26 protein-coding genes are annotated in these 25,079 nt (G+C 61.3%); 15 read left to right on the top strand and 11 right to left on the bottom strand.

What is annotated here, in order from left to right:
• Positions 1 to 209: 209 nt before the first annotated feature.
• From ACST81_RS11970 to ACST81_RS11990, 5 genes are all read left to right on the top strand, one after another.
• Positions 210 to 851 carry a Kazal-type serine protease inhibitor domain-containing protein gene (locus ACST81_RS11970; RefSeq protein ID WP_438747881.1) on the top strand — a complete coding sequence of 214 codons (642 nt, stop codon included), beginning with the start codon at positions 210 to 212 and terminating at the stop codon, positions 849 to 851.
• 77 nt (positions 852 to 928) lie between these two features.
• Complete coding sequence (locus ACST81_RS11975; protein ID WP_438747884.1) at positions 929 to 1,732, top strand: endonuclease/exonuclease/phosphatase family protein; 804 nt, start codon at positions 929 to 931, stop codon at positions 1,730 to 1,732.
• Positions 1,733 to 1,934: 202 nt separating this feature from the next.
• Positions 1,935 to 3,200 carry an extensin-like domain-containing protein gene (locus tag ACST81_RS11980; protein WP_438747886.1) on the top strand — a complete coding sequence of 422 codons (1,266 nt, stop codon included), beginning with the start codon at positions 1,935 to 1,937 and terminating at the stop codon, positions 3,198 to 3,200.
• A 289-nt stretch (positions 3,201 to 3,489) separates the two neighbouring features.
• Positions 3,490 to 4,416: an ABC transporter ATP-binding protein gene (locus ACST81_RS11985; RefSeq protein WP_438747888.1), complete on the top strand. Its 927-nt coding sequence runs from the start codon at positions 3,490 to 3,492 to the stop codon at positions 4,414 to 4,416.
• A complete protein-coding gene (locus ACST81_RS11990; RefSeq protein WP_438747889.1) occupies positions 4,413 to 5,174 on the top strand; it encodes an ABC transporter permease in 762 nt (253 codons plus the stop codon). The genes ACST81_RS11985 and ACST81_RS11990 overlap by 4 nt, the downstream gene beginning before the upstream one ends.
• Positions 5,175 to 5,283: 109 nt before the next feature.
• On the opposite strand, the gene ACST81_RS11995 is transcribed toward ACST81_RS11990, so the two are convergent.
• The 3 genes from ACST81_RS11995 to ACST81_RS12005 are packed head-to-tail and all read right to left on the bottom strand — an operon-like array spanning position 5,284 to position 7,044.
• A complete protein-coding gene (locus ACST81_RS11995) occupies positions 5,284 to 5,985 on the bottom strand; it encodes a TIGR02281 family clan AA aspartic protease (RefSeq protein ID WP_438747892.1) in 702 nt (233 codons plus the stop codon).
• A complete protein-coding gene (locus ACST81_RS12000; RefSeq protein ID WP_438747894.1) occupies positions 5,982 to 6,206 on the bottom strand; it encodes a DUF1289 domain-containing protein in 225 nt (74 codons plus the stop codon). The genes ACST81_RS11995 and ACST81_RS12000 overlap by 4 nt, the downstream gene beginning before the upstream one ends.
• A gap of 49 nt (positions 6,207 to 6,255) precedes the next feature.
• Complete coding sequence (locus ACST81_RS12005; protein WP_438747896.1) at positions 6,256 to 7,044, bottom strand: adenosylcobinamide-GDP ribazoletransferase; 789 nt, start codon at positions 7,042 to 7,044, stop codon at positions 6,256 to 6,258.
• A gap of 173 nt (positions 7,045 to 7,217) precedes the next feature.
• Here ACST81_RS12005 and cobT point away from each other — a divergent pair, with 173 nt between their 5' ends.
• From cobT to ACST81_RS12030, 5 genes are all read left to right on the top strand, one after another.
• Entirely contained in the window at positions 7,218 to 8,234 is a 1,017-nt protein-coding gene (gene cobT, locus ACST81_RS12010; protein WP_438747898.1) for a nicotinate-nucleotide--dimethylbenzimidazole phosphoribosyltransferase, read from the top strand.
• Positions 8,235 to 8,467: 233 nt separating this feature from the next.
• Entirely contained in the window at positions 8,468 to 8,884 is a 417-nt protein-coding gene (locus tag ACST81_RS12015) for a diacylglycerol kinase (RefSeq protein ID WP_438747900.1), read from the top strand.
• A gap of 160 nt (positions 8,885 to 9,044) precedes the next feature.
• The gene (locus ACST81_RS12020) at positions 9,045 to 10,073 is read left to right on the top strand and encodes an iron ABC transporter substrate-binding protein (RefSeq protein WP_438747903.1); all 1,029 of its coding nucleotides are present in this window, start codon (positions 9,045 to 9,047) and stop codon (positions 10,071 to 10,073) included.
• 105 nt (positions 10,074 to 10,178) lie between these two features.
• Positions 10,179 to 11,798: an ABC transporter permease gene (locus tag ACST81_RS12025; protein WP_438747904.1), complete on the top strand. Its 1,620-nt coding sequence runs from the start codon at positions 10,179 to 10,181 to the stop codon at positions 11,796 to 11,798.
• Complete coding sequence (locus tag ACST81_RS12030) at positions 11,795 to 12,853, top strand: ABC transporter ATP-binding protein (RefSeq protein ID WP_438747906.1); 1,059 nt, start codon at positions 11,795 to 11,797, stop codon at positions 12,851 to 12,853. The genes ACST81_RS12025 and ACST81_RS12030 overlap by 4 nt, the downstream gene beginning before the upstream one ends.
• A gap of 6 nt (positions 12,854 to 12,859) precedes the next feature.
• On the opposite strand, the gene ACST81_RS12035 is transcribed toward ACST81_RS12030, so the two are convergent.
• Positions 12,860 to 14,395, bottom strand: a complete 1,536-nt coding sequence (locus tag ACST81_RS12035) for a sensor histidine kinase (protein WP_438747908.1) — start codon at positions 14,393 to 14,395, stop codon at positions 12,860 to 12,862.
• A 126-nt stretch (positions 14,396 to 14,521) separates the two neighbouring features.
• On the opposite strand from ACST81_RS12035, the gene ACST81_RS12040 reads away from it, so the two are divergent.
• The 3 genes from ACST81_RS12040 to ACST81_RS12050 all read left to right on the top strand — a co-directional run bounded on the left by ACST81_RS12040 (position 14,522) and on the right by ACST81_RS12050 (position 16,295).
• Positions 14,522 to 15,109 carry a thermonuclease family protein gene (locus ACST81_RS12040; protein ID WP_438747911.1) on the top strand — a complete coding sequence of 196 codons (588 nt, stop codon included), beginning with the start codon at positions 14,522 to 14,524 and terminating at the stop codon, positions 15,107 to 15,109.
• Positions 15,102 to 15,740 carry a uracil-DNA glycosylase family protein gene (locus tag ACST81_RS12045; protein ID WP_438747913.1) on the top strand — a complete coding sequence of 213 codons (639 nt, stop codon included), beginning with the start codon at positions 15,102 to 15,104 and terminating at the stop codon, positions 15,738 to 15,740. Before ACST81_RS12040 ends, ACST81_RS12045 begins: the two co-directional genes overlap by 8 nt.
• 66 nt (positions 15,741 to 15,806) lie before the next feature.
• Positions 15,807 to 16,295: an Lrp/AsnC family transcriptional regulator gene (locus ACST81_RS12050; RefSeq protein ID WP_438747916.1), complete on the top strand. Its 489-nt coding sequence runs from the start codon at positions 15,807 to 15,809 to the stop codon at positions 16,293 to 16,295.
• A 57-nt stretch (positions 16,296 to 16,352) separates the two neighbouring features.
• On the opposite strand, the gene ACST81_RS12055 is transcribed toward ACST81_RS12050, so the two are convergent.
• Positions 16,353 to 17,222, bottom strand: a complete 870-nt coding sequence (locus tag ACST81_RS12055) for an NAD(P)-dependent oxidoreductase (RefSeq protein WP_438747918.1) — start codon at positions 17,220 to 17,222, stop codon at positions 16,353 to 16,355.
• A gap of 435 nt (positions 17,223 to 17,657) precedes the next feature.
• On the bottom strand, positions 17,658 to 19,433 hold the full coding sequence (locus tag ACST81_RS12060) for a hypothetical protein (RefSeq protein WP_438747920.1): 1,776 nt from the start codon (positions 19,431 to 19,433) through the stop codon (positions 17,658 to 17,660).
• A 258-nt stretch (positions 19,434 to 19,691) separates the two neighbouring features.
• On the opposite strand from ACST81_RS12060, the gene ACST81_RS12065 reads away from it, so the two are divergent.
• Positions 19,692 to 20,072, top strand: a complete 381-nt coding sequence (locus ACST81_RS12065; RefSeq protein ID WP_438747922.1) for a GFA family protein — start codon at positions 19,692 to 19,694, stop codon at positions 20,070 to 20,072.
• Positions 20,073 to 20,078: 6 nt separating this feature from the next.
• On the opposite strand, the gene ACST81_RS12070 is transcribed toward ACST81_RS12065, so the two are convergent.
• Positions 20,079 to 20,894, bottom strand: coding sequence for a methyltransferase domain-containing protein (locus tag ACST81_RS12070; protein ID WP_438747923.1), 816 nt, complete (start codon positions 20,892 to 20,894; stop codon positions 20,079 to 20,081).
• 137 nt (positions 20,895 to 21,031) lie between these two features.
• On the opposite strand from ACST81_RS12070, the gene ACST81_RS12075 reads away from it, so the two are divergent.
• Entirely contained in the window at positions 21,032 to 21,757 is a 726-nt protein-coding gene (locus ACST81_RS12075; protein WP_438747926.1) for a DUF2270 domain-containing protein, read from the top strand.
• Between the two features lie 35 nt (positions 21,758 to 21,792).
• On the opposite strand, the gene ACST81_RS12080 is transcribed toward ACST81_RS12075, so the two are convergent.
• From ACST81_RS12080 to ACST81_RS12095, 4 genes are all read right to left on the bottom strand, one after another.
• Complete coding sequence (locus tag ACST81_RS12080; protein WP_438747927.1) at positions 21,793 to 22,059, bottom strand: usg protein; 267 nt, start codon at positions 22,057 to 22,059, stop codon at positions 21,793 to 21,795.
• Positions 22,060 to 22,206: 147 nt separating this feature from the next.
• Entirely contained in the window at positions 22,207 to 23,037 is an 831-nt protein-coding gene (locus ACST81_RS12085; protein WP_438747928.1) for an ABC transporter permease, read from the bottom strand.
• Complete coding sequence (locus ACST81_RS12090) at positions 23,034 to 23,825, bottom strand: ABC transporter permease (protein WP_438747930.1); 792 nt, start codon at positions 23,823 to 23,825, stop codon at positions 23,034 to 23,036. The genes ACST81_RS12085 and ACST81_RS12090 overlap by 4 nt, the downstream gene beginning before the upstream one ends.
• A gap of 113 nt (positions 23,826 to 23,938) precedes the next feature.
• Positions 23,939 to 24,721, bottom strand: coding sequence for an ABC transporter substrate-binding protein (locus tag ACST81_RS12095; RefSeq protein ID WP_438747932.1), 783 nt, complete (start codon positions 24,719 to 24,721; stop codon positions 23,939 to 23,941).
• Positions 24,722 to 25,079: the final 358 nt, after the last annotated feature.

A 25,079-nucleotide genomic window follows, 5' to 3' on the forward strand; every position in this document is an offset into this window, starting at 1 on the left:
AGACGGAAATGCCGATTGCCCGCGTTCGAAAGGACGCGGGCTTTTTCTTGCCTCCGGTTGCGTGCCATTATCCCGAAACTGGATCGCCGATTTTGCGTTGCGTGCCTTGACCGCGCTTCAATTGCCGCGAGAATGGCGCAGTGATTCAAGGTGTTGCGGCCGATCTTGCAAAAGTGTGAAACGGCCTCACGCAAGGGGAGGACTATTGCATGATGTCGTTTCAACGCGCCCTTATCCGCGTCGGCGCTTTGGCTGCGCTGTCGCTGGCGACACTCACGGCCTGCACGGTGGTCGATGAAGGCGGCGGCCCGCGTCCGCGCCCGGAGCCATCCTTGCCGCAAATGTGCACGATGGAATATGATCCGGTCTGCGCCAGCGATAACGGACGGCGCCGGACGTTCTCCAATGTCTGCCAGGCGCGAGCCGATGGTTACCGCATCGTCGGGCGTGGCGAGTGCCGCCCGGAGCGTCCAGATATCGGCAATGATCGGCCGCAAGTCTGCACCCGCGAATATGATCCTGTCTGCGCACGACAGGGGCGGCGCGAGCAAACCTTTTCCAATGCCTGCATGGCCGAAGCGCAAGGATTCCGGGTGATCGCCAAGCGCGAATGCCGCCGTGACGATACGCGGCCGGTCGATGACAGCGACATGCGGCCGCCGCAGGGCCGGCCAGATCGTGATCCGAACGCGCGGCCGGGTCGTGATCCCGAAAGCCGTCCGCAGCGGGCCTGCACGCGGGAATTTGCGCCGGTTTGTGCCCGTCAGGGCCGCCAGCGTCAGACCTTCCCGAATGCCTGCACGGCTGAGGCCGAAGGGTTTCGCGTGATCGACAACAATCCCTGCCAGTAAGGGCGGATCTTGCCGAAACCAGGCCGCCTTCCATCGCGGGAGGCGGCTGATTTTTTAAGATGACGCCGGAGCCAGCAATGCGCATCCTTTCGCTGAATACCTGGGGTGGAAGGCTGCATGAGTCGCTGATGGCTTATCTCGCCGATGTCGATGCGGATGTGCTTTGCCTGCAGGAAGTGGTGCGCACACCGGACAGGCCGGCCGGCTGGCTCTCCTATCGCGATATCGGCGTCGAGCTGCCGCAACGCGCCGCGCTGTTCGAAGAGATCGCCGCCCTGCTGCCCGACCATCAGGCCTTTTTCGCACCCACCGCACGCGGGCTTCTGCATGACGGCGACACACCGGTTTTCTCGGAATTCGGGCTCGCCACCTTCGTGCGCAAATCGTTGGGGGTGATCGGTCAGGCGATGGATTTCGTCCATGGCGCATTTTCGCCGGATGGCTGGGGTCCGCATCCGCGGGCGCGGAATGCGCAGTGCCTGCGGCTGTTCGACTATGACCAAGGCTTTGCGATCACCGTCGCGCAGATGCATGGATTGCGGGATCTGGCCGGCAAGGGCGATACGCCGGCGCGCGATGCGCAGACGAAGGCCTTGACAGCGCTGATCCGGCGGATCTGGCCGGGCGACGAGCGGCTCATCGTCTGCGGCGATTTCAATGTGCTGCCGGATAGTTCCATGTTTCCCGCCCTGGCGGAACTCGGGCTGACCGATCTCGTCGTGTCGCGCGGCCATACGGATACACGGACATCCTATTACGAGAAGCCGGGTCGCTATGCCGACTACATGCTGGTGACTCCGGACGTGGAGGTTATCTCTTTCGATGCCGTGGCGGAGCCGGAAGTGTCCGATCACCGGGGCTTGCTGCTGGAGACTCGGTAAAGGTTGGCTTACTTCTGGCCCACGCCAATGCTGGTACCAGCGCCGAAAGGCTTCGTTTACCCTGTTTGCATAAAATCCTGAGACATCACGGCCTTTCGCCACCAGCGCCCGCCTTTCGACACAGGCGGTCCGCAGGCTGGAGAAGGCGCGGGGCGAGTGCGGATGATGCATTTCGATGCATTTTGAGAGGCAGCAATCAGGTATGGCGTATGTTTCCCTTTTCCCGCGTTTGACGCTGACCTGCCTGCTGTCGCTGGCAATCGCCGGCTGCTCGACCGATGACTTGAGCCCGTCCGCCCGGATTGATTCGTCGGCGCGGGTCAGCGCCATTCCTCCGGTTCGCGAGGGGCGCGTGCCGCGCGAAACCGCCTATCCTGTACAGGAAGCGCCGGTCGCGACCTTTTCGGAAAATTCCGATGATGCCGTGCCGGTCGATTCGCGGGCGACCGGCCAGCGTTTGCCAATGATTGACAGCGAGCCCGACAATGGCGCCCAGCAATCGCTCGGTGCGACGCAGTCGATGACCGTGCCGCCGGAAGGCGTCAACATGGACGCGATGCTGGGTGTCGAGCCCGCATCACAGCCGGTGGTCGGTCTTGCCGAGGAACAGAACCGCGATATTGCCGAAGGCAATGCCAGCCAACCGGTCGTCGGCGGGATCGGTGAAGATACGGTCCAGCAGGTGGGCGGGCCGCAAGGTGTCGCCAGTGCCGTTGACGCCGATCCGGGTTACGATCCCGACCTGCCGCCGCTGAGCCCGGAAAAGATCGCAGCCGAGGAAGCGCGCAAGGCGCAGTTCCTCGACCAGCAGCAGCGCGTCATGCTGCAGAAGCGTCAGGTACAGGAGGAGCGGCAGGTCGCTTTCCTGCCACGTGCTGAAAACCCGGTTTCCGAGCCGGATTTCACCGGCCGCATGCCGGCCTCCGAAGTCGCCTGCCGGCAGCGGCTGAAGAAGCTCAGGGTGGAATTCAGCGACATCCCGCGCATTTCAAACGGCAAGGCTTGCGGCATCGACTATCCGATCGAGCTTTCGGGCCTGTCGGGCGGCATCGAGGTCAAGCCGGCGGTCAAGCTCAATTGCGAGGTGACAGAAGCCTTCGCCAAATGGGTGAAGAACGAACTGGCCCCATCCGCCCGCTACCGCTATCTCTCCGGCATCAAGCGGATCAAGCCGCTCGGCGGCTATTCCTGCCGGACGATGAACTCGCGGCGCGGCAATCCGATGTCGGAACATGCCCATGGAAATGCCATCGACGTCGGCAAGTTCGTGCTGAATTCCGGCAAGGAGATCGACGTGCGCAAGCCCGGCTTCTTCGCCTTCCGTGAAAAGGGGCTGCTCAAGGCCGTGCGCAGCGACAGCTGCAAATATTTCAACACCGTGCTCGGCCCCGGCAGCGATCCGCATCACAAGGATCACTTCCATTTCGACCTCAGAAGCCGCAAGTCCGGCTACCGCCACTGCGACTGACGCTTGGATGCGCAAAAAAAATGGCCGGCATCGCGCCGGCCGAAATGAACCTGCCTGAAGGGGGGACTGCGGATCGGTTCGTGCAAATCATACGAGCGTAGAATGTGTTCCACGACGCGAACATGCGATATGACCGTCACGGTTTGATGACAGATGCCGGGATCGTGGGTGCCTGTGTCGGGTGCGAATTGTTTTTTCGCTTCTTTCTCATTTTTCAGCTGAAATTCGCTGCGGGACGCCCCATATAAGGCATCTCTTTGCGCACCCGTCCCCTCCGGAATCCCTTTTCATGGCTCCCATCGTTTCCGTTTCCAATCTCGTCAAGACCTATGCATCCGGGTTTCAGGCGTTGAAGAATGTCAGCCTCGAGATCGAGGAGGGCGAAATCCTCGCGCTGCTTGGGCCAAATGGCGCCGGCAAGACGACACTGATCTCGATCATCTGCGGCATCGTCAATCCTTCCGGTGGAACGGTGCTGGTCGGCGGCCATGACGTGGTCCGGGATTTCCGGGCGACGCGGTCGATCATCGGGCTGGTGCCGCAGGAACTGACGACGGACCAGTTCGAGACGGTCTGGAACACCGTTTCCTTCTCGCGCGGCCTGCATGGCAAGAAGCCGGATCCGGCCCATATCGAGAAGGTGTTGAAGGACCTGTCGCTCTACGACAAGAAGGACAACATGCTGCGCGAGCTCTCCGGCGGCATGAAGCGTCGCGTGCTGATCGCCAAGGCGCTCTCCCACGAGCCGCGCATCCTGTTTCTCGACGAGCCGACGGCAGGCGTCGATGTCAACCTGCGCAAGGACATGTGGAAGGTGGTGGAGAAACTGCGCGAGACCGGCGTGACCATCATCCTGACAACCCATTACATCGAAGAGGCCGAGGAGATCGCTGACCGCGTCGGCGTCATCAACGGCGGCAAGATTTTGCTGATCGAACAGAAGACCGAGCTGATGAAGAAGCTTGGCCGCAAGCAGTTGCGCGTCGATCTCGCCGAACCGATCGCGGCCATTCCCGACGCCCTGTCGTCCTACAGCCTGACGATCGAGGACGAGGGGCATGCGCTGAGCTACGACTACGACACGTCGGGCGAAAGAACCGGCATCACGACGCTGCTGACGGCACTGGCGGAGGCGGGCATCCGGCTCAAGGACATCTCGACGCGGCAGAGTTCGCTCGAGGATATTTTCGTGGAACTGGTGGGAGCGCAGGCATGAATTTCGAAGCGGTCAAGTCGATCTATCTCTTCGAGATGGCGCGCACCCGGCGCACACTTTTGCAGAGCGTCGTTTCCCCGGTCATTTCCACCTCGCTCTATTTCATCGTCTTCGGCGCCGCCGTCGGGTCTCGCATCCAGGAGATCGAGGGCGTGTCCTACGGCGCCTTCATCACGCCGGGCCTGATCATGCTGACGCTTCTGACGCAGTGCATCGGCAACGGTTCGTTCGGCATCTATTTCCCGAAATTCACCGGCACGATCTACGAGCTTTTATCCTCGCCCGTGTCGATGACCGAGATCGTGCTCGGCTATGTCGGCGCGGCGGCGACCAAGGGCATGATGATCGGGCTGATCATTCTCGCGACCGCCTGGATGTTCGTCGACCTGTCGATCGCGCATCCCCTCGTGATGCTTTTGTTCTTCGTCTTGACGGCCGTGACCTTCAGCCTGTTCGGCTTCATCATCGGCATCTGGGCCAAGGACTTCGAGCAACTGAACCTGATCCCGATGCTGGTCATCCCGCCGCTCGTCTTCCTCGGCGGCAGCTTCTACTCGATCGACATGCTGCCGCCCTTCTGGCAGGCGGTCAGCCATTTCAACCCGGTGCTCTACCTGATCAGCGGCTTCCGCTGGAGCTTCTTCGAGATCGCCGACGTCAACCCGATCGTCAGCTTCACGATCATTATCGTGTTTTTGGCGATGCTGATGGGGTTGCTGACATGGATTTTCCGGACGGGCTATCGGTTGCGGAACTGAGCAAATAGGTGAGTAGTGATTTGTGATTAGCGTAGAATATTGCAAAACTCGTAAGGCGGTAGTGGTGCTACTCACTGCTCACTGCTCACTGCTCACTGCTCACTACTCACTAATCCCTCAGCCGCAATTCATCCGTCTGCATCTGCAGGAAATCCAGAGTGGAAAGGAAGCTCATGCCGAGCAGGCTCTGGTCGAGCTTGCCTTCCTCGGTCACCATTGCCTTGATGTCCTTGCGCACGATTGGGCCGATCGCGACTTCGGCGAGCGTCACCGGGGCTGCCCTAGCTTCACCGTTGGCGGTGAGGACCGACTGGGTAAAGGAAAGCGTTTCCGGATTGAGGCCGAGCGTCCTTGCATCTTCATAGGACAGCGCGACCCGGCTGGCACCGGTATCGACGAGCATTTGCACGCTGACGCCATTCACCGCGACATTCGCTTCGAAATGGCCGTTCATGACCTTGTGCAGCACGACTTCCTGAATGCCTTCGCTATCCGTGAAAACCGCCGCGCGGCCGGGGATAAGTCCGCCTGCCAAACGGTTGCCGAAGGACTGCAGGTCATGGCGGTAGAGATAGCCGGACACGAGCAGGAGGGTAATCAGCACCCAGATACCGAACTGGCGCAGGCTCTGGCCGATATCGCGCCGGCTCTGGACGACGCCGGCGCCGATCATTGCCGCGATCGCGCCGAGCGTAACAAGCCGGCCGAAATCGTCGTTCATGATGCCGAAGGTCTGGCCGCTGTCATGATTCAGGATCAGCAGAGCAAGACCTGCCGCCAGGATGACGAGAAGAATGGTCAGCTTGTTCATTCGGTGTCAGCCCGTTCGCGTGCCATGCGCGTCCGGCGTGTCTCGCGGCGCGGCTTGCGCTCGACCGTTTCCAACCGGGCCGGCAGGCTCGCCATGATCACGCGGCGCTCTTCAGATGTGTAGAGCGTCCATGCGCCGATCTCGTCGCGGGTGCGGCCGCAGCCGAAGCAATATCCGGTTTTCATGTCGATCGAACAGACGAGAATACAGGGCGATTCCATGGAGGCGTGGGGTCCGGACTGAAGAGCGGTTTGAACTTATATCGGCGTTTCAGATGGTCAGTGCAAGAGCGGCGAGCACCGCGATTTCCGTCAATTGTTGTGTGGCTCCGATTGTGTCGCCCGTATGGCCGCCGATCTTGCCGTCGACGATTTCGCTGAAAGCTGGCACGGTTGCCGCAAACGCCGCGATCGCCAGCACCGCAGAGAGCAGTGATGTGCCTGACAGGGCCAGGAGGAGGGCGGCGGAGACGACGCCGATCACAAGCGCCACCGTAACCGAGGAGGCGTCGGGTTCGCCGGCGGAGGCTGCGACGCCGTCCCGACGGGCCGGCGGCAGGCGAGACCAGTGCCAGACCATGGCCGTGCGGCTGAGTGCCGCCGTTGCCAGGACGAGGAGCCCGGCGCCGCTCGGCGTTACCAGCGGCAGGACGGCTGAGAGGGCCGAGACGCGCAGGCCGAAGGACAGGATGAGGGCGACGGCACCATAGGAGCCTATCCGGCTATCCTTCATGATCAAAAGTGCGCTTTCCTTGGTCTTACCGCCGCCGAGGCCATCGGCCGTGTCGGAGAGGCCATCCTCGTGTAGGGCGCCGGTGATCAGCGCCTGGATGCTGAGGGCGACGAAGGCCGTGAACAAAGGCGAGGCGTTGATCGCGGTGAAGATCGAGACGATCGCCGCAGTCGGCAGCACGATCAGCAATCCGGCAATGGGAAAGGCACGCACCGCCCGGCTGAGCCGGCCGTCGAAATTGACGAAATGGCGCTGCGGCATGTGGATACGGCTGAGGAACGCAACCGAGCGCGCCACGTCGTCGATGAAGTTTCGGATATCGAACATAGATGCTCCCATGCCCGTTTCGCCCCCGCGAATCGGTGATTTCAAACCGATCATGCGACGGCGACACGAACCGGCGCAAATGCCGTTGCCGGATTTGTCGGCGCGCTCTATGAGGAAGCACCTTTGCGGAGCCCTATGCCCGCTTGCGACGAGACGAGACAAGGAAAAAAATCATGAGTGCCAGCGGCCTGCCGTTCGACGATTTCCGGGAATTGTTGCGCAACCTGCCGGGTCCCGACGGCGCGGCTCTGGCGGCGGCACGCGAGCGCGATGCGCAGCTGACCAAGCCGCCGGGCGCGCTCGGGCGTCTCGAGGAAATCGCCTTTTGGCTGGCGGCCTGGACGGGCAGGGCGCCTGCGGTCAACCGGCCGCTGGTGGCGATCTTCGCCGGCAATCACGGCGTGACGAAACAGGGCGTGACGCCGTTTCCGCCATCGGTGACGGCGCAGATGGTGGAGAATTTTGCCGCCGGCGGCGCCGCCATCAACCAGATCTGCGTCAGCCACGATCTCGGGCTGAAAGTGTTCGACCTGGCGCTGGAATATCCGACCGGCGACATCACCGAAGAGGCGGCACTCTCCGAGCGCGACTGCGCCGCCACCATGGCCTTTGGTATGGAAGCCGTGGCCGGCGGGACGGATCTGTTGTGCATCGGCGAAATGGGCATCGGCAACACGACGATCGCGGCCGCGATCAACCTGGCGCTCTATGGCGGCACGGCTGAGGACTGGGTCGGACCGGGTACGGGATCGCAGGGCGAGGTGCTGGCCCGCAAGATTGCCGCCGTCGACAAGGCGGTCGCGCTGCACGCCGATCATCTGGGTGATCCGCTCGAAGTGCTGCGCCGCCTCGGTGGCCGCGAGATCGCCGCCATGGCCGGCGCGATCCTGGCAGCCCGCATGCAGAAGATCCCGGTCATCATCGACGGTTATGTCGCGACGACGGCGGCAGCCATCCTCAAGGCCGCCAATCCGGCCGCGCTCGATCACTGCCTGATCGGCCATGTCTCGGCGGAACCCGGACACATGGCAGCGATCGAAAAGCTCGGCAAGACGCCGCTGCTGGCGCTCGGCATGCGGCTGGGCGAAGGCACCGGCGCTGCCCTTGCGGCCGGTATCGTCAAGGCGGCGGCCGCCTGCCATTCCGGCATGGCGACTTTTGCGCAGGCCGGCGTCAGCAACAAGAGCTGACGTTTCGTCGGGATTTCCCGTCCTCCGGTGGGAATCATGCATCCGACACCGTTAATCGCAGGCGTTGTGTGTTGTTCTGTCGTGCCGGGGCTTGATAGGTTCTGTCTTCTCACCTATTCGGATGCGGCATTGCCTATCAACTGCCGCATGCATCGTCCGTGTTCACGGCGCATTCAGGCTGATGTCAGTATCGCGTGTTTCCTGCAGCACTTTGCTGGAATTACGGAGTAAGCATGTATTCGGACAGGAACTATCGTGACATGGGCAGTGAAAAGCCGGTAAAAAAGCTGACGGGAATCCGGCATTTCTTCGCAGCCGCGACCTATTCCTTCGGCGGCGCCAAGCGTCTTCTCGGCGAAGCGGCGTTTCGTCATGAACTTGGCGCGTTTGCCGTCGCGATGATTGCTTTCGTCATCAGCGGCGCGAACCTTTTTCAATATGTCGCGATGCTCGTTCTCTTCCTGCTGATGATCGCGTTCGAGGCGCTGAACACGGCGATCGAGGAAATCGTCGATCGCGTCTCCCCGGAAATCTCCGAGATGGGCAGGAACGCCAAGGACCTCGGATCGCTGGCCTGCCTGTGCCTGATCCTCGCCAATGGCGGCTATGCCATCTATGTCGTCTTCCTGTCTCATTTCTTTGCGGTCTGACGCGGGAAAAGCCTGGTCTCGATTTATTCCCTCCAAATGTCTCAAAATAATGTGAGTGGCTTGGGCGCCGGAATGATCGATCAAAGTTGACGGATCAGATCATGATTATATACCGGCTGCACCGGACATTCAGCGTCCGGACCAATTTTGAGAGGCTGTCATGAAAAACTCCTTCCCACGTTCCGCCGGTGCATTCTCGGCAACACTCATCGGGGCGTCGATGCTGGTGCTGGGCGCGACCGCTGCCTATGCCAGCGACGATATCGGCATCGTGGTCTACAATGCGCAGCACGAAAGCCTGGGCGTCGCCTGGGCCGAAGCCTTCACCAAGGAAACCGGCATCAAGGTGACGCTGCGCAAGGGCTCGGACATGGAGTTCGCCAACCAGATCGTCCAGGAAGGGGCCGCATCCCCGGCCGACGTCTTCCTGACCGAAAATTCGCCGGCCATGGCGTTGGTCGATGGTGCCGGCCTGTTCGAGCCGGTCGCGGCCGAGACGCTGGCGCAGGTTCCGGAAAACTTCCGTCCGTCCAACGGTCACTGGATCGGCGTTGCTGCTCGTTCGACGGTGTTTGCCTATGACAAGACCAAGCTGACCGAAGACAAGCTGCCGAAGTCGCTGCTCGACCTTGCCGATCCGAGCTGGAAGGGCCGCTGGGCCGCATCTCCGTCAGGCGCCGATTTCCAGGCGATCGTCAGCGCGCTGCTGGCTCTGAAGGGCGAAGAGACGACCGCGTCCTGGCTGGCCGCGATGAAAGAGAACTTTACCGCCTACAAAGGCAATTCGACAGCCATGAAGGCCGTCAATGCTGGCGAAGTCGAAGGTGCCGTGATCTATCATTACTACTATTTCGGCGACCAGGCGAAGACGGGAGAGAACTCGAAGAACGTCGCGCTGCATTATTTCAAGAACGAGGATCCGGGCGCTTTCGTCAGCATTTCCGGCGGCGGCGTGCTTGCCGCCAGCCAGCACAAGGAAAATGCCCAGAAGTTCCTCGCCTGGGTAACCGGCAAGGGCGGGCAGGGCATTCTGCGTGACGGCACCTCGTTCGAATATGCCGTCGGCAGTGGCGAAGCCTCGAACGCATCCCTGACGCCACTGGCGGATTTGCGCTACCCGAAGGTCGATCCGGCCGCGCTCAACAGCGCAAAAGTCACAGACCTAATGACGGCGGCCGGTCTGCTGTGATAGGCAGCCTTTGATCGATCGTAAACCTGAACGGAAATCTCCGCTTAGGTCGTGATCTTCGAATATAAAGATATTCGCAGTCGCCCCTTGGAAGGCCGGCTGCGAATGTCGATTTCGTTTGAAAGCTGCCCCTTGAGCGCCAACGCGTTTCCCGCCGAATCGTCCTCCACTGCCCGCCGGTTGCTGACCGCCGCCCGTGGCAGGACGCGTGTCCCCTATCTCTGGGTCACAGTTGTCGCGGCGCTGGTTTCCCTCGTCAGCCTGGTGCCGCTCGGTTTCATCGCAATCATCACCGTGCAGACCGGCTGGGAAACCGCTTCGAAGCTGATTTTCCGCGGCCGTGTCGGCGAGTTGCTGATCAACACGGCGCTGCTCGAAATCTGCACCCTGCCGTTGACCATCGCGCTGTCCGTGGCGCTGGCCTGGCTGACGGAGCGGACGGATCTTCCCGGCGCCCGCATCTGGTCCTGGCTCGCCGTTGCCCCGCTGGCGGTGCCTGCGTTCGTGCATTCCTATGCCTGGATCAGCCTGGTGCCCGGCCTGCACGGTTTGACAGGCGGCGTGCTGGTTTCGGTGCTCGCCTATTTTCCCTTTCTCTACCTGCCGGTCGCCGCACAGTTGCGGCGGCTCGACCCTGCGATCGAGGATGCGGCGGCTTCGCTCGGGCTCAATCCATGGCAGGTCTTCTTCCGGGCGATCCTGCCGCAATTGCGGCTGGCGATCTGCGGCGGTTCGCTGCTGGTCGGACTGCACCTGCTGGCGGAATACGGCCTCTATGTGATGATCCGTTTCGACACCTTTTCCACCGCCATCGTCGACCAGTTCCAGTCGGCTTTCAACGGACCGGCCGCCAACATGCTGGCCGGCGTTCTGGTCGCCTGCTGCCTGCTGCTGCTGATGATCGAGGCGATGCTGCGCGGTCGCGAGCGCTACGCGCGTGTCGGCTCGGGGGCCGCGCGTCCGGCCGACAAGCGTGTCCTCGGCTGGCTCGCGTTTCCAGCGCTGGTGCTGAATGTCGCCGTCGCGGCGCTCGCGCTCGGCGTGCCCTTCGTCACGCTCAGCCGCTGGCTCTATATCGGCGGAACGGACATCTGGCGGGTCGACCTCGTCGGCAGTGCCTTCCTGCAGACGGTCATTCTGGCGATTGCCGGCGGCGTGCTGGCGACGATCGCGGCCGCGCCGATGGCCTGGCTGTCGGTCAGGGCGCCCGGCCGGCTGCAGCGGGTCTTCGAGGCCTGCCACTATTATGTCGGTTCGCTGCCGGGCGTGGTCGTGGCGCTGGCGCTGGTGACGATCACCGTGCGGCTGGTATTGCCGCTTTACCAGACATTCGCGACCCTGTTCGTCGCCTATATCATGCTGTTCCTGCCGCGCGCCATGGTCGGCCTGCGCACCAGCATCGCGCAGGCGCCGGTGGAGCTAGAACGTGTGGCGATGGCGCTGGGCCGCACGCCGTTCCAGGCGGTGCGTCAGACGACGATGCGGCTTTCCGCACCCGGCGCCGCGGCCAGCATCGCGCTGGTGGCACTCGGCATCACCAACGAACTGACGGCAACGCTGATGCTGTCGCCGACCGGCGTCGAGACGCTGGCGACGAAATTCTGGTCGCTGACCAGCGAAATCGATTATGTGGCGGCAGCGCCGTATGCGGTGATGATGGTGCTTCTCTCGCTGCCGCTCACCTACCTTCTCTACGTGCAAGCCAGACGGGCGACCGGACAATGACGTTTCTGACGATCGACGCCATCAGCAAATCCTACGGTGCGACGGTGGCGCTGGATGCCATCCGGATGAGCATCGAAGCGGGCGGACGAACCGCGATCGTCGGTCCGTCCGGTTCCGGCAAGACGACGCTGTTGCGCATCATCGCGGGCTTCGAGACGCCGGACAGCGGGTCGTTGATGCTCGACGGAAAGATGCTTGCCGATGACGGACTGCTGGTTCCCGCCCACAAGCGCGGTATCGGCATCGTTTCGCAGGACGGGGCACTGTTCCCGCATCTGACCGTCGCCGAGAATATTGGCTTCGGCATGGACAAGCGTGCCAGCGACCGCACGCAGCGCATAGCCGATCTGATGGACATGGTGGAACTCGACGGCATCATGGCGACGCGCCGACCGCACCAGTTGTCCGGCGGCCAGCAGCAACGCGTGGCGCTCGCTCGGGCGCTGGCGCTGAAGCCACGGCTGATGCTGCTTGACGAGCCTTTTTCCGCGCTCGACACGGGATTGCGCGATACCATGCGCCGCACCGTGGCTCGGGTTCTACGGGCATCCGGCACGACTGCGATTCTCGTCACCCACGATCAGGCGGAGGCGCTGTCCTTTGCCGATCAGGTGGCGGTGTTGCGGCAGGGCAGGCTCATCCAGTTCGGACCGCCGCGCGCGCTCTACAGGCGGCCGGCGGATCGCGAGACGGCGGCATTTCTCGGCGAGGCGATCCTGCTCGACGCCACCATCAATGACGGCCGCGCCGACTGCGCGCTGGGATCGCTGGAGGTCGATGGCACGCCCAAGGCGGGCAGGGCAACGGTCATGCTGCGGCCCGAGCAAATCCGGCTGACCATGCAGGCCAAGGGCACGAAGCCGGAAAGCCCGTTCGGCCGCATCGACGACGTGGAGTTCGGTGGCGGCAACTGCATGGTTCTGGTGCGGCTCGACCGCAACGATCGCGCCATGCCGGATTTCCTGTCGATCCGCTGCGTCGGTTTCGAACTGCCGGAACCAGGCGATTTCGTGCGCATCTCGGTGCACGGCACAGCCCATGTGCTGGCGGACTAAGATTTCCTAGGCAAAACTCTTCCTGCGGCGTTCGATAGCCGGGGCGTCCTCGACGGCAGGGATGCTCTGCAGGACGCGTTTCGACGGCAGGATGGCGATGGCTTCCGTGCCCTCGCGCAGCTTGGAGCGCAGGATGAATTCGCCATTATGCTTGGCGAGGATCGCCTGAACGATCGGCAGGCCAAGGCCGGTTCCCTGTTCGGCGCTCTTGATGGCGATGGAGCCTTGGCCGAAGGCCGAGAGCACGACCGGAATTTCGTCTTCCGGTATGCCGGGGCCGTTGTCCTTGATCGACAGGTACTGGCCGCCGCCGGCCGTCCAGCCGCATTTCACGGAAATCTCGCCGCCGGCGGAGGTGAACTTGACCGCGTTGGAGAGCAGGTTCAGCGTCACCTGACGCATCGATTTTTCGTCCACCCAGACGGCAGGCATGCCGTGTTCGAACTGCTCGGTGATGGTGATGTTCTTGGTGCGGGCCCGCAATTGCACCATGCCGATGCAATCCTCGGTGATCTCGACCAGATGGATGGCTTCCTCGTTCAGGTCGTATTTGCCGGCTTCGATGCGCGAGAGGTCGAGGATTTCGTTGATCAGGTCGAGCAGGTGCTGGCCCGAGCGGTGGATATCGCCGGTATATTCCTTGTAGATCGGATTGTTCAGCGGGCCGAGCACTTCCGTCGACATGACCTCGGAGAAGCCGAGGATGGCGTTGAGCGGCGTGCGCAATTCATGCGACATCGAGGCGAGGAAGCGGGACTTTGCCAGGTTGGCCTCTTCGGCGCGGCGGCGCGCCTCGTCGGACATGGACTTCGCGACCTCCAGTTCGGCGATCAGGTCGTCCTTTTCCGACTGGACGGACAGGATATGGACGTTGGCGCGGTGCATGCGATTGGTCATGAAGACCAGGAAGATCAGTGAGGTCGTCAACACGGCCGTCAGGGCCATGTAGCCCGGGCTCGCCGATTTGATGGTCAAGCCCGCAAGAGCCACGACCACCGGAAGGAAGGTGACAAGCAGGGCGTTGCGCAGCAGGAACGTGCCCATGGCGGTTGCCGCGAGCACGATCAGGATCACCGCGGCCTTGTAGAATTCGAAATTGACTTCGCCGCAATTATCGCAACCCTGCAGGATGAAGGCGGCCCAGCAGATGCCGAGAGCGGCTTGTACGGCCAGCAGGCGGCGGCGCCAGTAGGAAACTCTCTCGGTCGTGATGTCATCGCTCTTGGCCTTGCGTGCCACCAGGATGCCGATCGAATGAACGCAGAGCGCCATGATGGCCCAGGCGATGAGCGCCGTACGCTCCGAAAGATAAACCCCGACGCCGGTGATCAGGAACAGGAAGAGCGGCATGCCGATCGCGCCCCGCAGCATCGCATCGATGTGCAGCGCCAGCATTTCCTTGTCGAAGCCGGACGCGTTGGAAGGGCCCGATTGCAGGCGTTCTCTGGTCGTGCGCACGGCTTTCGCCACAGCCGCGTTGCGATGGCTGCGCGATTTGTCGACGATGATCTTGTCTGTCGAGGTGCTGACGCCCTTGCTCATGATCTCAAACGCTGGAACCGGATAGCTTGAAGTTTAAGGGCGAATCCTTAAGAAGTTGCTGCTTTTGCAAGTCTTTGCACCCTCCTTCCGTAACGTGAACCGGCACCGAGTGCCGCCGGGAAGACCATGAACCGCACAGCTCGCGTCATTCGGGATTTGCTTCTGACAGCGCTGATTTTCCTGTTTCTCGGGCTTGTCGTGGTGCGGCTCGACGAGCGCAACCGCGCGGCTTTGAGCGGACAGGCACGCGTCGTCGATGGCGACACGCTGGTGATTGGCGGACAGCGTATCCGGCTGGTCGGTATCGATGCGCCGGAACTGCGCCAGGTCTGCGAACGCGAGGGCCAGCCATGGACATGCGGTCGAGCGGCGAAGGATCACCTGGAGGCGCTGATCGGCGAGGGCAGGGCCGCCTGCGCAGCTGATGGTAGCGACCGCTATGGACGGCTCCTGGCTATCTGCCTGGTTCGCGGCCTTGATCTCAATGCCGCAATGGTCGGCAGCGGCTATGCCACTGCCTTCGGTGCATACGACGTGGAGGAGGAAATGGCGAAACGCAATCGGCTGGGACTGTGGGCTGGCACGTTCGATGCACCGCGCACCTGGCGGCGGACCCATGGCGGTATGGACGAGCTACCCCATATGCCGAATGGGACATTGCGGATCATGCTGTCGCGGCTTGGCGACTGGTGGGTGGAATTTTGGAATGACTGACGCTGAGGATAAACGGTTGGAGGATTTGCGCGTGGCGATTGCCGCCTGCCGGATCTGTCGGGACGCGCCGGCGCGCGGACCCGAATATCGATTGCCGCATGAACCCCGGCCGGTGGCGGTGATCTCGTCGAAGGCGCGCATCCTGATTGCCGGGCAGGCGCCGGGGCTGCGCGTCCACGAAAGCGGCCTGCCGTTCGACGACGCTTCCGGAAACCGGTTGCGCGACTGGCTGGGTGTGACACGGAACGAGTTCTACGATCGCGACCGCTTTGCCATCGTGCCAATGGGCTTCTGTTTTCCCGGCTATGACGCCCATGGTAGCGATCTGCCGCCGCGCCGTGAATGCGCGCCGCGCTGGCGTCAGCCGGTAATCGACGCCATGCCGCAGGTCGAATTGGTGCTGGCGATCGGTCAGTATGCGCAGGCCTGGCATCTCGGTGCGCGCAAGGCTGCTTCCATGACCGAGACCGTGCGCAACTGGCGCGCCTATCTGGGGTCGAATGCCGGCCCGGCGGTGCTCGCCCTGCCGCATCCGAGTTGGCGTAACACCAGCTGGCTGAAGAAAAATCCCTGGTTCGAGGCCGAGGTCCTGCCGGTCTTGCGAGAGCGGATAAAAAATCTGTCTTCCTGAAACAATTTTCTTTCATCGATCTTTTTTCGCGATATAGAGAGAATATTATTCGAAGGGGGCTTCTCTATGGATCGTCTTGATCGCAAAATCCTGCGTCTTCTGCAGGAAGATTCAACGCTGGCGGTGGCGGACCTCGCCAAGAAGGTCGGCCTGTCGACGACGCCGTGCTGGCGCCGAATTCAGAAAATGGAAGAAGACGGCGTCATCCGTGGCCGCGTGGCGTTGCTCGATCCGGTCAAGGTCAACACCAAGGTCACCGTCTTCGTGTCGATCCGCACCAACACTCATTCGATCGAATGGCTGAAGCGTTTTTCCGAAGTGGTCGGCGAGTTTCCGGAAGTGGTGGAGTTCTACCGCATGAGCGGCGACGTCGATTATCTGCTGCGCGTCGTCGTTCCCGATATCGCGGCTTATGACGCCTTCTACAAGCGGATGATCGCCAAGATCGAAATCCGCGCCGTCTCGTCCGCCTTCGCGATGGAGCAGATCAAGTACACGACGCAGCTGCCGCTCGATTACATGCAGATCGATCAGGCGAAGTCCAGCGAGGAGTAAGCCGAAAATCAGGCTGCGCCGCTGCGGTTCCAGCAGCGCCGCCTGACGCGTATTTTTCTACTTCTCCAACCGCGACAGCAGCGACGACGTGTCCAGCCGGTTGCCACCCGCTGCCTGCACGTCCGCATAGAACTGGTCGACCAGCGCTGTCACCGGCAATCGCGCGCCGTTGTTGCGCGCTTCGGTCAGGACGATATCCAGATCCTTGCGCATCCAGTCGACGGCGAATCCGAAGTCGTATTGTCCGGCATTCATGGTCTTGTGGCGGTTTTCCATCTGCCAGGAGCCGGCCGCCCCCTTGGAAATGACCTCGATAACCTTCTCGATGTCGAGGCCGGCCTTCTTGCCGAAATGGATGCCTTCGGCGAGCCCTTGGACGAGGCCGGCAATGCAAATCTGGTTGACCATCTTGGTCAGTTGCCCGCTGCCGGCGGGTCCCATCAGGCCGACCATGCGCGCATAGGCGTCGATGACCGGCCGGGCGCGCTCGAAGGCGGCCGGATCGCCGCCGCACATGACCGTCAACACGCCGTTCTCGGCGCCCGCCTGGCCGCCGGAGACGGGGGCATCGATGAAATGGGCGCCGCGCGCGGCGGCGGCGGCGTCGAGTTCGCGGGCGACCTCGGCCGAGGCGGTGGTGTTGTCGATGAAGACGGCGCCGGACTTCAAGGTCTCGAACGCGCCGTCCCTGCCGGTGGTGACGGAGCGCAGGTCGTCGTCATTGCCGACGCAGCAAAAGACGAACGCGGCGCCTTCGGCGGCTTGCGCCGGCGTCGCGGCGGCCCGCCCGCCGAACTCAGCGGCCCATTGCTCGGCCTTGGCGGCGGTACGGTTATACACCGTGAGTTCGTGCCCGCCCTTGACCTTGAGATGGCCGGCCATCGGATATCCCATGACGCCCAGACCAATGAATGCGACTTTTGCCATTCCAAACTCCTGAAGTTCCTGTGCCCGAGACTTAGCTGATGAGGGAGAAGCGGGGAAGGGGCTTGGCGACAGTCACAGGTCGGGACAGTGGATTCCGAGAGGCTCACGGCCGTGAAAACGACGCTTTTGAGCGCGCCGTTTTCGAGGAGCTCATTGTCTGGCGATCTAGAGCATCGTTCCCTTAATACGATCCATTCTGTTGGCTCAAAACGGCCGATCCACAAGAAGGATGGCGCAGAGCGATGCGACATCCATCGGTCCAGCCATCCGCCGCAGTGGGCGGCCGTTTTCAGCCAACCCGAAGGGCTGGATGAATTTTGGCCACGACCGGCGGTGGCCGTCTCAACCGCAGCTTTTGCTGCGCTTTTCGCCAGTCGCCTTGGTTCTGGCCAAAATTCCTTCCAGCAGAATGGGTCGTATTAAGGGAACGATGCTCTAAGGGGTAGGTGTTATCGGCTCGGCGGGTTGTACCGGCTGAACCGGTTGTGCCTCGGCCTTCCTTCTTTCTTCCTTCTCGCGTTCTTCCTGTTCCTCGTTCGCCTTCTTTTCTGCTGCTTTCTGTTCTTCCCTCTTCTTCGCCAGTTCGTCAGGATTAATCCCATCCGGCAATGCGTTGGATTCGTCCCCGAGGCTTGCGGAAATATCGAGCCAGAGCCGGCGCAGGCGGCGGACATGCAGATCGTCGGCGATCCATCTCAGGACATGCTCTGTCGCCGCTGAATCGTCGTCGCGCATCATGCGATTGCGTGCCCAGAGGCAGTAGGCGTCCGCTTCCATGGCCTGCGCCTTCCCGTCATCGACGGCGACGGGTTTGGTGACGCTGATCCGCACCGTTTCGCGCATGCTGCTGGTCGAGGCCATCAGCACGCCGGAGCAGATTTCATCGAAGGCCTTGACCGAGTATTTGCTGTTGATGGCGCGTTCGAGATCGAAAATGGTGCGGATATTCAACTCCCGGAAGATCAGGAATTTCTCCGGCCCGAGGATATGGCAGAGCTGCGCCTGCGCGATCCAGTCAAAGACCTGGTAGATGCCAAAGGGCGATTCGATATGCAGCATGATCGGATTGTACGTTGCCAGGTTCTGGACGTCGTAGATGCCGCATTCCTCCAGACGGAAGCGGGTCTCGTAGTCGATGCCGTCGATGATATCGAGCGACACGATCTTGGTGACGCTGACGAAGCGATCGTCCGTGGTCTTGATCCAGTTGATCAGCGACTGGAACTTGATCAGCAGGAACTTGGTCGCACTCTGCGGTATGAGACCGAGAAGCGGCGCGAGACCAAACCAGATGGGCTGGATATGCTCTCCCGTTGCATTGCCTGCACCGGGTGTCGCGGAGTTGGCGGTGGTCGCACCGGGCACGATCGTCGCGACGAGGTCGGTGATATAGCTCATGGGGTCGCGAAACACGGCGAAGAGGACGATCGTGAAGATGACCGAGGCGACAATCTCGGCCGTATGCCGCAAGAACGTATATGGTGACAGGTCAAAGACCGCTACCGACCGAACGAAATTCCGGATGGCCGCAACGAAGGCACCGGCAAATGCGAGGGAGCCGATCACGGCAAGCTGGCCCCAATTGCCATAGATTTCGGCGGTTTGGGTTCCTGCGGCATCTACTGTCGGCTGGAGGCAATTGCTGGTGTTGGCTCCCAAGCCGCAGATCAGCGTCTGGTGCAGGGCGGAGAAGCCAAAATAACAAAGAAGGACAAAGCCGAAAGCCGACAGGAATATCTTCCAGTCGTTGCGCGAGCCAAAGCGTCCGATGCTCTTGATGATCCAATTGATCTGCTCAATGTCGTTCATCTGGTCGAAGGTCTTGCCTTGGGCGGGGTCCCTCACATGCAGATCGGAAATGTACTTGGATTTCACGAATTCAAAGGAAGGATTGTTGGTCAATCGGGTGTTGATGGCGGTTCCGGCCGACCCCGGCGATTTGGGATTGGTAATGGGGGCGGCGCCATTGGCAGCGCCGATTTTCCTGTCATCCGCCGCCCTGATCGTATTGGTGCTGAAGGACATCAGAAAGTCCTTGATCGAGCGCAGGCGTCGAAGCCGGACCTCATGTCGCGCATAGAGCAGAAGTGTGGGCGTCATGATCGTCAGCAGCAGGGCGATTGCGTCAAGTCCGAGGAAATTTTCGATGAAGGTCACGACAAGCCCGAAAATTCCGCCGGCAGCGGTAAGCCAAGTCAGAGAAGTATCCATTGATTTTCCCCCTTAAGTTGTGCCTGCAGCGTAAGGGCGGAGCTTTGCCGGCGTCCATAAACCGAGAGCACCAAAAGGTTGAATTATCCATTTCTGATTGTGTTCTGCTTAAATAATTTCCATCGACATGCTGGAAAGTGTGGTCGATTGCGGGAGACAAGACGCTTGAAGTGTCGCCGTTGCGCCGTATGTCTGTCTGCTAACGCGGCCGTTGCCGGGTTCGCAGACCTGCTTTTCACGACCCGGAGGACCGTTTCCATGGCTGAACGACTGAACGCTTCCTGCCGCTGCGGCGGTGTCAAATTTTCCATTCCGGCGGAATCGGCGGGTGTCTTCTGCTGCCATTGCGGCGATTGCCGCAAGGCGCACGGCAACTACATGGCCGTGATCGGCGCACCGCGCAGTGACGTGCGCTTCGAGGCTGATGGCACATTGCAATGGTGGGGCTATTCGGACAAGGCTCGCCGTGGCTTTTGCGCGACCTGCGGCAGCCGGTTGTTCAAGGACAATATCGGCACGGACCTCTTGATGGTGTCAGCCGGCGTCATCGACGGCGATACCGGCAAGAAGATCATCAAGAACATCCTGACGGAGTTCAAGGGTGACTGGTACGAGATACCCGAGACACACGACGCCTGAACGGGATCAGCCCCGCAGCTTTGCGATCACAAGATGGCCGGCGATCGGCTGGCCGTCCTCCATGCGCACGGTGATATCCGTCAGTTCGACGACATCGAAGCCGATCGCGTTCAACCGGTCGCGGACATAGGACTGCGCGTGGGCGAAGCGCTGGTTCGGACCGACCATGAAGGTGCGGCCGTCTAAGGTCTCGTCGGGTAAGGTTTCGCTCGAGAAGATCAGCAGGCCGCCCGGGTTCAAGTTCTCTGCGACGCCGAAGAACAGGGCTTCGAGAGCGCCGAGATAGGGCAGGACGTCGGTTGCCGTGATCAGGTCGAAAGGCTCGTCGTCATTGTCCTCGAGGAAGTCGACGACCTCGGCAACGTAGAGCGTTTCGTAGAGGTCCTTTTCATGGGCGATCTCGACCATGTTTTCCGACAGGTCGATGCCGGTGATATCCTCCGCCATGTCGCGCAGCGCGCCGCCTGTCAGCCCCGTGCCGCAGCCGAGATCGAGCACGCGGGCGAATGGCCCGAGGCCAAGCGCCTGCAGCCGCTGGCGCACCAGAAGCGGCACGTGATAATCGAGTTGTTCGACGAGCACGTCCTCGAACACTTCGGCGTGCTGGTCGAACAGCGTCGTGACATAGGCGTCCGGCGCCTTGTCCGGCGTTTCGCCGCGCCCCATCGATGCGATGCGGACGGTCGCGCCGCCATGATCCTCGGGATCGATGGCGAGCACATCCGCATAGGCTTTGACGGCCGCGTCGATATCGCCGGATTTCTCCAGCGCAAGGGCGCGATTGTAGGCTTCGGCGAGGGCTTCTTCATCAATCTTCTGCATGGCCGCGTCTTTACGGCGCCGATCCCCGTTTGGCAATGCGAAACCCGCTTCGCAGGCGTTTGCCGCTTGAAAATCGTTTCCTGATGGCGAAATCGGGCGCATGATGCTGAAAACAACAAAATCCGGAGGAAATGACCATGGCTGCGGAATTTAGCCCGATCGGGCTCCTGAAGGACAATGCCGAGCCGAAGAGCCCACCCTTGCCTGCGACCTCGTCGGAGACGATAACCGCACTCATTCACTACTACCGCGGCGAAATGGCACGCATGGCGGGCTGGCGCGACCGGATCGACCGAACTTCGAACTGGGCCATCACGGTGGTTGCCGCGCTGCTATCCGTTTCGCTGTCGACACCGTCCTCGCATCATGGCGTGCTTCTGTTCGCGATGCTGCTGATCACGCTGCTTTTGTTCATCGAGGCGCGACGCTATCGGTTCTTCGATGTCTACCGCGCCCGCGTGCGCCAGATCGAGCGCGGCTATTTTGCCCAGATGCTCTGTCCGCAGGCAACATTCACCGCGACCTGGGCCGCCCCCATCGCCGACAGCCTGCGCCGCCCGGCCTTCCTGATGAGCTATCGCCAAGCCGTCTGCCGGCGGCTCCGGCGCAACTATTGCTGGATGTATCTCATCCTGGCGCTCGCCTGGGCGCTGAAAATCTCCTCGCCGGTGCTGCAGGCCGAGGGCGGGGCGCCGCGTGCCGTGTCATCCCTGCGCGAGATGGTCGGCAATGCCGCGCTCGGTCCCGTTCCCGGCTGGCTGGTCATCGGGATCGTCGCGATCTTCTACGGTATCATGGCCTATGCCGCCGTTCACAGGGAGCCGGGCGAGGGCGAACTGGCGCATGGCGAGGTGCATGTCTGACACGCCGATCTCAGTCGGCACTCCCGAGGCAACGATCAGTTGATGATGAACTCGCCCTTGAGCGCGCGCCAGTCGGAAGCCGAGATCAGCTTGCGGTGGACGTAGCGCACTGAATGCAACGGACCTTCCAGCGTCTCCTGCCAGAATTTCAGGAAGCTGTTCATTTCCGGAAAATGCGGCGCGAGATCGTAGTGCTGCCAGATATAGGTTTGCAGGAAGTTTTGATGATCGGGCATGCGATAGAGAATTTGGGCCGTCGTGAGCCCATAGCCCTTGAGCTGCAGTTCCATTTCGTTCGTCATGGTAGACCTCATTCTGCTCAATGATGGTCTCTACAATTGAAGCGCTCGATTGGTTGATGAATCAACAACGATTCACGGCTTCGTCATGAATATTTACGGATTACAAGGGGTTAGCAGCATTCAAGAGCGAGTGCTGCCAGCGGCTCCCTATCGTTTCAGGTGGCGCGTCAGGCGGGCCTCGATCCAGGCCCACAGATTGCGCAGCATTTCCACCATGATCAGATAGAGAACTGCTGCCCAGAGATACATCTGGAAATCGTAGGTGCGCGAGAAGGCGCGGCGCGTTTCTCCCATCAGGTCGAAGACGGTGACGATGGCGACGATCGCGGAGCCCTTGATCATCAGGATGATCTCATTGCCATAGGGGCGCAGCGCCACGATCATCGCCTGCGGCAGGATGATCTTGAAGAAGGCGATACGCTTGGGCAGCCCAAGGGCTGCTGCGCCTTCATGCTGGCCGCGCGGTACGCTTTCGATGGCGCCGCGCAGGATTTCGGCCTGGTAGGCGGCGGTGTTCAGCGTGAAGGTCAGGAGCGCGCAGAACCAGGCGTCACGGAAGAAGGTCCACAGACCGATGGCCTCGAGATAGGGACGGAAGCTGCCGAAGCCGTAATAGACCAGGAAGAGTTGGGTGATCAGCGGCGTGCCGCGGAAGAAGTAGACATAGACATAGGCGATCCAGGACAAGATCCTGTTCTTGCTCATCCGGCCATAGGCGATCGGCAGGGACAGGATGCCGCCGAGCACGATCGAGATGCTGACCAGCGTCAGGGTGACGCCGAGACCGGAGATGAAATTCGGACCATACTTGGTGAGTTTCTCGATGCTCCAGCTTTGGACGACAAAGAGGAAGATGCCGACGGAAGCCGCCAGCCAGAAGCCGAGCGCGACAATGCCAATGTAGTGGGAGAGAGACGCGCGCCGCATTGCCTCGGGCGGTGGCGGCAGGGCCGGCAGCATGGTTTCGCGATGGCTCATCGTCCGACCTCCGAGCGTTTGGTATGTCGTTCGAGCGCGGAAAAGACGACCGAAGACACCATCGCAAGCACCAGGAAGAGCAGGCAGGCCATCGAGAAGAACTCGAAGGCGTGTTTGGTGACGCGTGCCGCGACACCCGTCTGGCGCAGGATGTCCGGCAGACCGATGATGGAGACGAGCGCCGTGTCCTTCAAGAGCGCCATCCAGAGATTGCCGAGGCCGGGCAGGGCGATACGCACCAGTTGCGGCAGGATGATCAGCCGCATGGTACGGCCACGGTGGAAACCGAGCGCATCGCCGGCTTCATACTGCCCGCGCGGAATGGCCTTGAACGCGGAGAGCAGGACTTCGGAACAATAGGCTGAGAAGACGACGCCAAGCGCGATCATGCCGGCGACGAAGGTGTTGATCTCTACCGGACCTTCATAGCCTAAGCCCGCCATGACCTGTTGCACGACGATCTGCAGGCCGTAATAGACGATGAACAGCGTCAGGAGTTCCGGCAGGCCGCGAAAGATAGTGGTGTAGATGTTGGTGGCCAGCCGCAGTGATCTTTCCTCGGACTGTTTGGCAAGGGCAATGAAAAAGCCGAGGAAGAGGCCGACCGGCAACGTGCAGATCGCAAGGCTCGCGGTGATCATGAAGCCGTAGGCGATCTCGTCGCCCCAGCCCGTGTCGCCGCAGGACAGCAACGAATCCGATGATAGAAGCTGGAAGATTCCCACCGGCCCGCAGAACGGATCAAACCACGAGACAAAAGAAGAGAGGGCAGCAAAAGCAGCCTGCATATGTCCGATTTCCCCTGCGCGGCCTTGAGGCTTGTTTCTTGTTATTCTGTTTGTCCGGCAAAAATGGCGGAAGGGCAAGCCTTCCGCCATCGTATTTTAGCGGCGGATAAAAATTAGTCGCCGTAAACGTCGAAGTCGAAGTACTTGTCGTTGATTTCCTTGTACTTGCCGCTGGCGCGGATCGCCTTGATGGCGGCATCCAGCTTGCCCTTCAGCTCGGTGTCACCCTTGCGCACGGCAATGCCGGCGCCAACACCGTTGATCTCCAGATCCGGCTTGAGCGCCTTGAGCAGCTTGCAGCAGGCGCCGTCTTCGGTCTTCAGCCAGGACGACAGAACGACGACGTCGTCGATGACGGCATCGACACGGCCGTTCGCCACGTCGAGCTTGTACTCGTCCGGGGTCGGATAGAGCTTGAGCTCGGCATCCTTGAAGAAATGTTCGGCATAGTTGGAGTGAGTCGTCGACGACTGCGCGCCGAGCGTCTTGCCGGCCAGGCCTTCGGCCGTTGCGTCGGTAATGGGCGAATCCTTCGGCACGACGATCGCCGGGCCGGTGTTGTAATATTTCTCGCTGAAATCGACCTTTTCCATACGCTCCGGGGTGATCGACATCGAAGCGACGATCGCGTCGAACTTCTTGGCGAGCAGGGCCGGGATGATGCCGTCCCAGTCCTGGGTCACGAAGGTGCACTCGGCCTTCATTTCGACGCAGAGCGCCTTGGCGATGTCGATGTCGAAGCCGGTCAGGGTTCCGTCGGCTTCGAGATTGTTGAAGGGCGGGTAGGCACCTTCCGTCCCGATGACGATCTTTTCGCCGTCGGCCATGGCGGTGCCGGCCATGAGCGCGAAAACGGCTGCCGAAGCGGCCATGGCGAGACGTCTTGAAATACGCATGTTGATCCTCTCTGTTTGGCTGGCGCCCGGTTTCTTTCTTCTTTGCGGGCGCCCTCATCCCTGCCATCGTTGTGGCGGGTTGGGCGGATATTCCTACGCTTTAATCGGAAAAATCAACAGAAAACCAATGTCCTCTTGATGAAATCCCTGCACATCTTCATGTCCTGGGCTGGCTTCCGGCAAAAGCCGGCCTATGTCTCCCGGCAGATGAACAGAGCATTCATCCCGAGTTAATGCAGGTTTCGCTAATCATTGAACCGCTGATTTGAACCGGTGCGCCTTTTTTTGACCGCTTGGGTCTGCCCAAACGGCGAAGGAAAGAAGGCCGGGCCGTCCTGCCGGTTGAAAACGACGAAAC

This window comes from Pararhizobium sp. O133 (assembly GCF_051669845.1).
In the GTDB taxonomy this organism is placed as follows: Bacteria; Pseudomonadota; Alphaproteobacteria; order Rhizobiales; family Rhizobiaceae; genus Pararhizobium.